General features: G+C 56.8%; 10 protein-coding genes. 4 read left to right on the top strand and 6 right to left on the bottom strand.

What is annotated here, in order from left to right; genetic code table 11:
- Positions 1-118 precede the first annotated feature (118 nt).
- Positions 119-640: a lactoylglutathione lyase gene (gloA, locus tag AC1DSG_RS22100; protein WP_477792785.1), complete on the bottom strand. Its 522-nt coding sequence runs from the start codon at positions 638-640 to the stop codon at positions 119-121.
- A 143-nt stretch (positions 641-783) separates the two neighbouring features.
- On the opposite strand from gloA, the gene AC1DSG_RS22095 reads away from it, so the two are divergent.
- On the top strand, positions 784-1,308 hold the full coding sequence (locus AC1DSG_RS22095; protein ID WP_477792784.1) for a DUF4946 domain-containing protein: 525 nt from the start codon (positions 784-786) through the stop codon (positions 1,306-1,308).
- A gap of 178 nt (positions 1,309-1,486) precedes the next feature.
- Here AC1DSG_RS22095 and AC1DSG_RS22090 read toward each other — a convergent pair whose 3' ends face one another.
- The 3 genes from AC1DSG_RS22090 to AC1DSG_RS22080 form a co-directional block, all read right to left on the bottom strand.
- Positions 1,487-1,852 (bottom strand): histone-like nucleoid-structuring protein, MvaT/MvaU family, encoded by a 366-nt coding sequence (locus tag AC1DSG_RS22090; protein ID WP_477792783.1) that lies wholly within the window; start codon positions 1,850-1,852, stop codon positions 1,487-1,489.
- Between the two features lie 232 nt (positions 1,853-2,084).
- Positions 2,085-3,620 (bottom strand): EAL domain-containing protein, encoded by a 1,536-nt coding sequence (locus AC1DSG_RS22085; protein ID WP_477792782.1) that lies wholly within the window; start codon positions 3,618-3,620, stop codon positions 2,085-2,087.
- Positions 3,621-3,735: 115 nt separating this feature from the next.
- The gene (locus AC1DSG_RS22080) at positions 3,736-4,608 is read right to left on the bottom strand and encodes a LysR family transcriptional regulator (RefSeq protein WP_477792781.1); all 873 of its coding nucleotides are present in this window, start codon (positions 4,606-4,608) and stop codon (positions 3,736-3,738) included.
- A gap of 76 nt (positions 4,609-4,684) precedes the next feature.
- Here AC1DSG_RS22080 and AC1DSG_RS22075 point away from each other — a divergent pair, with 76 nt between their 5' ends.
- Both AC1DSG_RS22075 and hppD read left to right on the top strand, forming a co-directional pair.
- Entirely contained in the window at positions 4,685-5,623 is a 939-nt protein-coding gene (locus AC1DSG_RS22075) for a DMT family transporter (protein WP_477792780.1), read from the top strand.
- 249 nt (positions 5,624-5,872) lie between these two features.
- A complete protein-coding gene (hppD, locus tag AC1DSG_RS22070) occupies positions 5,873-6,949 on the top strand; it encodes a 4-hydroxyphenylpyruvate dioxygenase (RefSeq protein ID WP_123431747.1) in 1,077 nt (358 codons plus the stop codon).
- Between the two features lie 126 nt (positions 6,950-7,075).
- Here the strand turns inward: hppD and rarD are convergent, their stop codons facing one another.
- Both rarD and AC1DSG_RS22060 read right to left on the bottom strand, forming a co-directional pair.
- On the bottom strand, positions 7,076-7,957 hold the full coding sequence (gene rarD, locus AC1DSG_RS22065; RefSeq protein ID WP_477792779.1) for an EamA family transporter RarD: 882 nt from the start codon (positions 7,955-7,957) through the stop codon (positions 7,076-7,078).
- A gap of 187 nt (positions 7,958-8,144) precedes the next feature.
- Entirely contained in the window at positions 8,145-9,158 is a 1,014-nt protein-coding gene (locus tag AC1DSG_RS22060; protein ID WP_477792778.1) for an aldo/keto reductase, read from the bottom strand.
- A 548-nt stretch (positions 9,159-9,706) separates the two neighbouring features.
- On the opposite strand from AC1DSG_RS22060, the gene AC1DSG_RS22055 reads away from it, so the two are divergent.
- Positions 9,707-10,066, top strand: a complete 360-nt coding sequence (locus tag AC1DSG_RS22055) for a DUF6124 family protein (protein ID WP_477792777.1) — start codon at positions 9,707-9,709, stop codon at positions 10,064-10,066.
- Positions 10,067-10,142: the final 76 nt, after the last annotated feature.

Here is a 10,142-nt window from a genome sequence, read left to right as displayed (position 1 = left end):
GCGTGGGAATGCAGCCCGGGACGCTCCGCGTCCAAAAAAGGCGTGACGCAGAGCGTCACAGGAGGCGTTACCACGCAGAGCGTAGGAACGATCTTGACAGGGGGGTATTTGGTGGGGCTTACAGCGGAGCGGGCTGGATGATCTCTACCCAGTACGCATCCGGGTCCTTGATGAAGGCCAGGCTCTTCATGCGCCCGTCATTCAAGCGCTTCTGGAAGTCACAGCCCAGCGCTTCAAACCGTTCGCACGCCGCGCGGATGTCCGGCACGGAAATGCAGATATGACCGAAACCGCGCGGGTCAGTGTTGCCGTTGTGGTAGGCGAAGTCAGGGTCGTTCTCGGTCCCGTGGTTGTGGGTCAGTTCGAGTATGCCTGGGATCGACTTCATCCACTCGGTGCGAGCAGCAGCGTCGGCCGGGATCTGGTTTTTGTCGACCAGGGCCAGGAAATACAGGCTGAATTCCGCTTCCGGGAAATCGCGTTTTTCCACCAAGGTGAAACCGAGGATGCGCGTGTAGAAATCCAGGGACTTGGTGATGTCCTTGACCCGAAGCATGGTGTGGTTGAAGACGAACTTCTGGGTCGCGGTATCAGGCTGGGCGGTGACGCCTGGGAAAGTGTTCAATTCGTGCAGGCTCATGGGCCCTCCGGAAAATAAGTGGGGCTAACGAATGGCGACAATGATACGCAAGGCCTGGGACATCACCAAACCAAAACCGTCAGCTATTGCCTGACGGGCGGGCGAAGCTCAGACTTTATGGTTCAATCCGTGAGTGTTTTGCTATGGTCCGATTCTGTAAATCGATGTTCGTCATGCTCGGTATCTTGTCAGCGGTTGCCAGCACTCATGCAGAGGTGCCCCAGGTGACGTGGCCAAGTGGCTGGGAAGTCGAAGCCCTTGCGCAGGAGGATGCGGGCTCTAAAGTATCCCGTCAGCGCGTGGTCAAAAACGATCAAAACGGTACGCCGGTGATGGTCATGGAATTGACCATGACTCAGGTTGAGAGCGGTCATCAGGTGAATGTGCAGGGCGTGCTGCTGGAAATGCGTAAAGCGGTCCAGAAGGACTTTTTTCAAAGCGGCTATCAAAGTGTCTGTAACAAGATTCATCCCGCGACTCTGAGCCGCCTGTCGGCACTGGAAACTACCTGCACCATTACCCAGAACGGACGACATGTGCTGTCGCAAACATTGATTGGGGCGGTGGATGCCGATAACGCCTATGTTCTTTCGTACGCGGGGCAGGCCGAGGCTTATAAGGAAAGTCAGGAAGAAATTGAAGCATTCCGTAACAGCTTGAAACTTTAGTGCCGGGATTTTACGTGGCGGCGGATTTTGGCCGGTTCCGACATTTTTAGATACTCAAAGGCATTAAACACAATGTTAATCGGCAAGTTACGAATTGGTTCCCTTCCRATCGTTGCATTTAGAGGGTATCCATAAAAAAAGCCCTGCATTGGCAGGGCTTTTTTATAACCGCAAGCTTTTAACTGCGCAGCCAGGAATCAACAGTGGATGCACCGTATTGTTCCTTCCAGGCTTTCAGGCCACGGTGGTTGCCGCCCTTGGTTTCAATCAGCTCACCCGTATGCGGGTTCTGATAGACCTTGACCACGCGAGCACGGCGGGTTTTAGGCGTTTTTGCTTGTTGCAGACCTGATTTTGCCGGGTTCGGATCGAGAATGGCGATGATGTCACGCAGGCTCTTGCCGTAGGTTTTCATCAGCCCCTGGAGCTTTTCTTCGAATTCGATTTCTTTCTTGAGCCCGGCATCGTTCTTCAGCAATTCGAGCTGCTTGAGCTGCTCCTGAAGGGCCTTTTCAGCTTCACGAAATTCAGCGAGTCTGGACAATATCTTTACTCCAATAGTGTGTTCAGCTGATACCAACCGCAAACAAAGCTATAAGCCAAGAGCCTTGAAGCGACCCGGTGATAGTGGCTCACCTGCCAATTTTGCACAGGCATGAAAAATTGTAGTAGTTAATTGGCCAAGAGTAAATCCTGACTTTTTTTCATGTAACAACAGTAGTCTTTGGATTCAATTTGGTGCAGGTTGTCGATGTCCCGTCGCCTAAAGTCACTAGTTATTGGTGGGTTAATGCGTTAATGAATTCTGCGCCGGGCATCGGTCGACCGTACAGATATCCTTGCAGGAAGTTCACGCCGTGGGTGCTCAGATAGTCACTTTGTTCCTGGGTTTCCACACCTTCGGCGACGATTCCCAGTTCGAGCTTGGCCGAGAGTTCTATGATCGTGTCCAGAATGTGCCGCGAAAGGGCGTCGATGCCGATCATTGCAACGAAGCTCTTGTCGATTTTCAGGAAGTCCACATTGAACTGACGCAGATAACCCAGGCTGGAGTGTCCGGTACCAAAGTCGTCAATCGCGATCATCACGCCCATTGCATGAAGCTGTTCGAACAACTGGAGCGTCACGTCGCTCGGCTTGATCAGTTCGCGCTCGGTCAGTTCCAGCACCAGGTTGATGGAGCCGGGTGCGAAAGCACTGAGAAACACACGACAGTCTTCGACCAGTTTAAGGTCGTTGCAGTGACTGGCGGTGATGTTGATGCCGATGTGAAAGGGTTCATTGAACGAGGAAGAAACAGGGCCCAGACATTGGGCGGCCTGTCGCATCAGTGAACGGGTCATGGGCACGATCAACCCGGAGTCTTCGGCAAACGGGATGAACATTTCAGGGCGTACCATGCCTTCCTTCGGGTGTTTCCAGCGCATCAAAACTTCGGCGCCGGACCACTTCCTGGTATCGCCATGTACGACCGGTTGAAAATACGGGACAAACTCTTGCGCAGCCAAAGCACGCCGCATCTCGTGAGTCGGCGACCATGAACTCTTTTGCAAGTGGTGCCCGATGGCGCCCGACAACACACCAAAAAAAATCAGCAGGCTGAACAACGGCGGGTATTCGCTGGCCATGTAGCGCCAGGTTTCGCCCTCGGGGAAGCCGGCAGCGACGGTAAAGGCATAGCGCGAGGAAGCACGTTCCCTTTCGGCCACGGGCAAGGCGGGCAGGGCGCCTCCATGGACCTTGCCGTCGGCGGATAACCAGTTCGGGCCAACTCGCAGTAGCAGCAATGTATTGCGACCAATCAGGCGCAGCACGGTACTCAAGTGATAACCGTCCAGAGTTGTCAGCGCGCCCTGTTTGCCCTCACTCAGGCGGTACACCAGCACCGCCGTATCGGGGGTGACCGGGTTGCCACTCATGAGCAGCAGCCGGCCTTGCGCATAGTCGCCGGCGGTGATTTTCTCCTGGACCTCGCCAAACAAAGAGTTGCAATAAATGGTGTCGTCCCATACCAGACTGGCGGAGCGCACAAACGGACGGCGCGTGACCTGTTCGCGCAGGGCCAGTTTGACGTCGTTGCAATTTTGGCCGGCCAGCGGCAGCAATTCGCGTGCGGACTGGGCCGTATTGTCGAGCATCAGTTCGAATTGGCGCAGGGCCTCGTCTGCGGTCAGCCGGTTGCTTTGCTTGAGAGCCCGTCCTGCCTGCATATAGAGAATGGCGCAGCCCARCATCACCGGGAGCAACCCACACAGAAGGGTCACCATAATGCGGGTGTGCAACGGGCGACGGCTTTTGGCAGTCAACGGCATTCGCGAAACCTCTCACGAAGAATCAGGGCTCTCAGATGCTGGCAGGACGACAACACGCCTCCCAAAAAGAGTTCAGTTAGTGGGCATGATAGACGGCCCTCGGCGCTTATGCCGCTTATCGGGTGTGCAGACTGATGGCCAGATTGATAAAGGCCAGCGTGGCGGGTGACGACTGGCGCTGGTCAAGCACCGCCAGCCCGACCTGGCGAATGACGGCGGGCGACAGTGGTTTTTTCACATATCGTCGATTGTCGTCGTCGGGCAGCGAGTTTTCTGCGACGACGGTCAGCGCATCTCCGCGGCCCACCGTGTCCAGCGTGCTGATCAATTGTGAGCAGCGGTAACGGATATTCGGTGTCAATCGCGCGGCGCTGAACAGGCGAGAGACCAGCTCCGAAGACCCGGCTTCGGTCAGTACGAACGGGTCGCTGCACAAGTCGCTCAAGCTCAGACTGTCACGCCCTGCCAGCGTGTGATCAGCGGGGATCAGTGCAACCATCTGGTCTTCAATCAGCGCAAAGGTGTCAAAGCGCTCTTCGGGCAGCACCACAAAGCCGATATCGATTCGCCGCTCTTCAAGCCATTGAATCACCTGGCGGTCCGGGCCTTCGTCAATGTGCACTTCAATACCGGGGTGAGCTGCGCGGTAGTGCTGCAGGATCAGCGGCAATAGCCTGATCGACGAAGTAGGGCCAAACGAGCCGATACGCAGCGTACCGCGTTTCATCCCGCGAGCATCGGCCGCCTCTTGGCGCAGGGTATTGGCCAGACCAAGCATTGCCCGGGCGCGCAATAACAGTTGCTGGCCGATATCGCTCAGTTCGACCTGAGACTGATGCCGGCGCAGCAGTTCGACGCCCAGTTCCTGTTCCAGCGACTTGAGCGCGTGGGAAACCGCTGATTGGGAAATCCCCAAACGATTGGCAGCCGCCGTGAAACCGCGCAGTTCGGCGACCAGCGAGAAAATCTCGAGTTGGGTCAGGGTCATGAGTATTTACTCATTTTACGATGATAGATCATTAGTCGAATGATACGTCATCTGCCTCAGCCGGGTTTACGCTCCTATGACGATCTTTGTCCAACCAGCAACATCAGATACTCCGGTGTATCTGAAACTCGCCGCCGTCACCATGATCTGGGGGGGCACGTTCGTGGCCGGGCGTTTCCTGGCAGACAGCCTCAGCCCGTTGTTCGCTGCCAGTCTCAGGTTCTTGTTGGCCAGCGCGGCGCTGTTGCTGTTTTTGCTGTTGGCCCGAGTCCCGTTGTCCCGGCCGAGCCTGCGGCAATGGCTGCAACTGGCACTGTTGGGGTTCTTCGGGATCTTCTTCTACAACCTGTGCTTCTTTTATGGGTTGCATTACATCAATGCCTCGCGAGCCTCGTTGATCGTTGCGCTGAACCCGGCCGTGATCGGCCTCGCCTCGTGGTGGCTGTTCAAGGAGCGCTTGAGCCGGGCGAAAGTCTTCGGCATCGGGATTTGTATTGCCGGGGCGAGTGTGGTGATTGCCAGTCGTAATCCGCAGTTATTGGCCGGTAATGCTGACGCCTGGATCGGTGATCTACTGATTTTCGGCTGCGTGCTCGGTTGGGGAATTTATTCGCTGTTCTCCAAAGACCTGAACCAGTCCTTGGGGCCCGTGCAGACGGTGACGTATTCGATTCTGCTGGGTACCGCGATGCTCTGGGTTACCAGTGCCGTGCGCGCAGAGTTGAGTGTCAGCGCGCTCCTCAGCCTGGGTCCGCAACAATGGCTGAGCCTGATTTACCTCGGCGTGTTGGGCTCGGCGCTGGCCTACATTGGTTATTACGACGGCATCCGCCAGATCGGTGCGACACGTTCAGGCGTGTTCATTGCCTTGAACCCGTTGACTGCCGTCATCCTCGGCGCAGTGTTGCTGGGCGAGCCGTTGACACTGGCGATGTGCCTTGGCGGCGTGCTGATCCTGGCGGGGATTTTCCTCTGCAACAAACCCCTTGCGCGAGTAGGGAAAAAGGGGATTTGATACAGAAGGCGGACAAACCTATTTACGCTGTGTAGAATCGGGTTACGCATACAATAATAAACGTCTTCTGGCAGCAGAAGCCTCGCCCGCAAGAGCCTTGGGTCGACAATGAAGAGTTTTGGGTTTCAATTGATCTACGGTGACTTCCTCGCCCGCAGCGTGCGGGGTATCTCCTGTGCGCCACCTGCCGGACTCAGCATTGCTAGCAACTAACATTTGTTAATTCTAAAAGCATGATGAGGCGCCAAAATGGCAGATTTATACGAAAACCCAATGGGCTTGATGGGCTTTGAATTCATCGAATTCGCATCGCCAACCCCGAACACCCTGGAGCCGATCTTCGAGATCATGGGCTTCACCAAGGTGGCGACCCACCGCTCCAAAGACGTGCACCTGTATCGCCAGGGCGCGATCAATCTGATCCTCAACAACGAACCCCACAGCGTCGCTTCGTACTTTGCGGCCGAGCACGGCCCGTCAGTGTGCGGCATGGCGTTCCGCGTCAAGGATTCGCAGCTCGCCTACAAGCGTGCGCTGGAAATCGGCGCCCAGCCGATCCACATCGAAACCGGCCCGATGGAGCTGAACCTGCCGGCGATCAAAGGCATCGGCGGTGCGCCGCTGTACCTGATCGACCGTTTTGGTGAAGGCAGCTCGATCTATGACATCGACTTCGTGTTCATTGAAGGCGTGGACCGCAACCCGGTTGGCGCCGGTCTGAAGATCATCGATCACCTGACTCACAACGTGTATCGCGGTCGCATGGCCTACTGGGCCAACTTCTACGAGAAGCTGTTCAACTTCCGCGAAATTCGTTACTTCGACATCAAGGGCGAATACACCGGCCTGACCTCCAAGGCCATGACCGCGCCGGACGGCATGATCAAAATCCCGCTGAACGAAGAATCGTCCAAGGGCGCCGGGCAGATCGAAGAGTTCCTGATGCAGTTCAACGGCGAGGGCATTCAACACGTTGCGTTCCTGACCGATGACCTGCTCAAGACCTGGGATCACCTGAAAAGCATCGGCATGCGCTTCATGACCGCGCCGCCGGAAACCTACTACGAAATGCTCGAAGGCCGTTTGCCGAACCACGGCGAACCGGTTGATCAACTGCAAGCGCGCGGGATTCTGCTGGACGGTTCGTCCGAGTCGGGTGACAAGCGTCTGCTGCTGCAGATCTTCTCGGAAACCCTGATGGGGCCGGTGTTCTTCGAATTCATCCAGCGTAAAGGCGACGATGGCTTCGGCGAAGGCAACTTCAAGGCACTGTTCGAATCGATCGAACGTGACCAGGTTCGTCGTGGCGTGCTTGCTACCGAGTAACCCGCCACACCGCTAAACCTGTAGGAGCTGGCTTGCCAGCGAAGGCGTCGTGTCAGTCAACTGATATGTTGAATGAGCGACTGCATTCGCGAGCAGGCTCGCTCCTACATTTGTTTTGGGTGCGGCTTAAGGTCGGCGCTGCCGCATCAGGTGTTTGAAACCTTCAAACACCAGCACCACCACCGCGAGCCAGATCGGAATATAAGTCAACCATTCCCCAGGCTTGATGCTCTCTCCGAGCAGCAATGCCACACCCAGCAACAACACCGGCTCGACATAGCTCAACAGCCCGAAAAGACTGAACGGCAGCAACCGGCTGGCGATGATGTAGACCACCAACGCCGAAGCGCTGATCACCCCGAGAATCGGGATCAACAGCGACAGCCACGGGTGTTGATCGAACACGCCGAATCCCTGCGCACCACTCTGCACAAACCAGAAGGCCAACGGCAGCGTCAATGCCATGTCCATCCACAGCCCGCCAAGGTTGTCCGTGGCAAGCCGTTTGCGTAGCACGAAATAGGTGGGGTAGCCGATGCACACCAGCAAAGTCGCCCAGGAAAAGCCACCGACCTGATACACCTCATTGACCACGCCGAGGCAGGCGAAAAACACCGCGATCTTTTGCAGATAGGACAGGCGCTCGCCGTAGGCGATTCGCCCGGTCAGCACCATCGTCAGCGGCAACAGGAAATACCCGAGCGACACATCCAGGCTGTAACCGTTGAGCGGCGCCCACATGAACAGCCAGAGTTGCACACTGACCAGGGCCGAGGAGGCGATCAAGGCGGCGATCAATTTCGGATGCGCCGTGGCGCGCCGAACAATGTCGATCACGCGCGTCCATTCCCCGGACATCACCATGAACACGGTCATGCAGGGCACGGTCAGCAACATCCGCCAGCCGAAAATTTCCACGCCACTCAGGGGGGTGAGCAACGAGGTGTAGTAATACATGACGGCAAACAGCACCGAGGCCGAAACCGATAAAGCGATACCTTTAGACAAACTGCCCTCGCGAGGTTGAACGTGAAACGGGGCGCAGAGGATACGTGGTTTTCGTATCAAATATTGATCGTTCCCATGCTCTGCGTGGGAATGCCTCAAGGGACGCTCCGCGTTCCAGCACCTGAAAGGACGCGGAGCGTCCCGGGCTGCATTCCCACGAGGAGCGTGGGAACGATCAATGTGTTCCTCAGGTATTGCGGTGTTTACGGCCAGACACAAAATGGCTCACATCATTAAACCCCGGCGTCGAAGAATGCCCCGGCACCACCAGCGAATCAATAAACGCCTCGTCCTCAGCCGTAATCTTCACCGATTGCGCCTTGGTATAGGCGTTCCACTGTTCCTCGGTACGCGGCCCGACAATGGCTGAAGTGACGRCACTGTTGTTCAAAACCCAGGCAATCGCGAACTCCACGATCCCCACGCCACGTTCCTGGGTGTACTGCTGGATTTGCCGGGCAATGCGCAACGACTCAATCCGCCACTCGGTTTCCAGAATGCGTTTGTCTGCGCGACCGGCGCGGCTGTTGGCGTCCGGTTTCGCGTCCGGTGCGTATTTACCGCTGAGCACACCGCGGGCCAATGGACTGTAAGGCACAACGCCCAGACCATAGCTCTGTGCCGCGGTGATCTGCTCGGTTTCCACCTGACGGTTGACGATGTTGTAGAGCGGCTGACTGATCACCGGCCGGTCGACACCCAGTTGATCGGCCACCCGAATCACCTCGGCGATGCGCCAGCCACGGTAGTTCGACAAGCCCCAATAACGAACCTTGCCCTGACGAATCAGGTCGCCCATCGCCGACACCGTCACTTCCAGCGGCGTGTTGTGGTCTTCGCGGTGCAGGTAATAGATGTCGAGGTAGTCCGTGCCCAAACGCGTGAGGCTGGCGTCGATGCCATTAAAGATGTGCTTGCGGCTCAGGCCACTGCGGTTCGGCACACCGTCCACCGGGCCGAAACCGACCTTGGTCGCCAGCACCCATTCGTGGCGGTTACCGGCAATCGCCTCGCCAACGATTTCTTCGGAACGACCGCCCGTGTAAACGTCGGCCGTGTCGATGAAATTGATGCCCTGGTCCCAGGCCTTGTCGATGATCCGCAGGGAGTCTTCGGTGCTGGTCTGTTCGCCAAACATCATGGTGCCCAGGGTCAGGGTAGAGACCTGTAGACCCGAATGACCCAGCGTGCGATAGCTCATTAAGAAATCCTTTTACCGGTGGGAGAAAGGCCTCAATCAAATACCAGAACCGGTGCGCGGGGCAATCTGAATATCAGCTCAATGGTGGACCCAATGTAGGAGTGAGCCTGCTCGCAATGGCGGTGTGTCATTCGCAGTGATGTTGACTGACACGGCCTCATCGCGCGCAGGCTCACTCCTACAGGGGGGGGTGGCAATAAACAGCAATGTTTAAACGGTCTGGWTGGATGGGGCTGGAGGCTACATAACCTTGCGCCGTTGCCTACGACTACGCCAGAATCCGCCGGCTTGTGCGCCTTGGGCCTGGGCTCTATCGTTTGCTCGTCGCTGAAAAACAGCGATCGGGTTTGGTAGGCCCGGTTTTATGTGGGGTGCTAAGCATCACCGTTGCGGCATATTATTGCCTCGATTTTATGGTGGTCATGCACAGGGCGCTTTCGGGCGCGCCGGTCTCCTCACATCCCGGTCTACCAACCTGCGCATGGCCGCCACCCCTCGTTTGGTAGCGAGAGTGACGGCTCCTTTATACGATGAGAGGAGCTTTACTTATGATCAAACCAACACCCAACCCACCCGAAACCGACGACGTTTCCCCCTACGAAACCCCAGAGTCCAAAAAGCTCAACGAAGCCGCCGACCGCGCCCTCGACTACTACCTCAAACCAGTCATCCCCAAAGACACCCCGCGCAAACCCAGCACTATCTACTTCGTCGGGCCCGACACCGATAACGAAACCCTGCTGGTCAACGTCTGTGAGACGTTGGCGTCAGCCAGTGTCATGTTGAACGATTTCGCYGGGCAGCTGAACGGTACTCAGCGCCATACCCTGCTGGGCATTCAACATTCCGTCATGCTGGGTGAACTGGCGGTGAACCGGATGCTGGATAACGTCGACCCGCACAGCTAAGCCATAACGCAACCTGTGATCGTTCCCACGCTCTGCGTGGGAATGCAGCCCGGGACGCTCCGCGTCCCTCTTCAAA

The organism is Pseudomonas sp. P5_A12, from assembly GCF_056400685.1.
The sequence above is the reverse complement of the archived record's forward strand: the minus strand, read 5'-3'. Positions and strand labels throughout refer to the sequence as shown.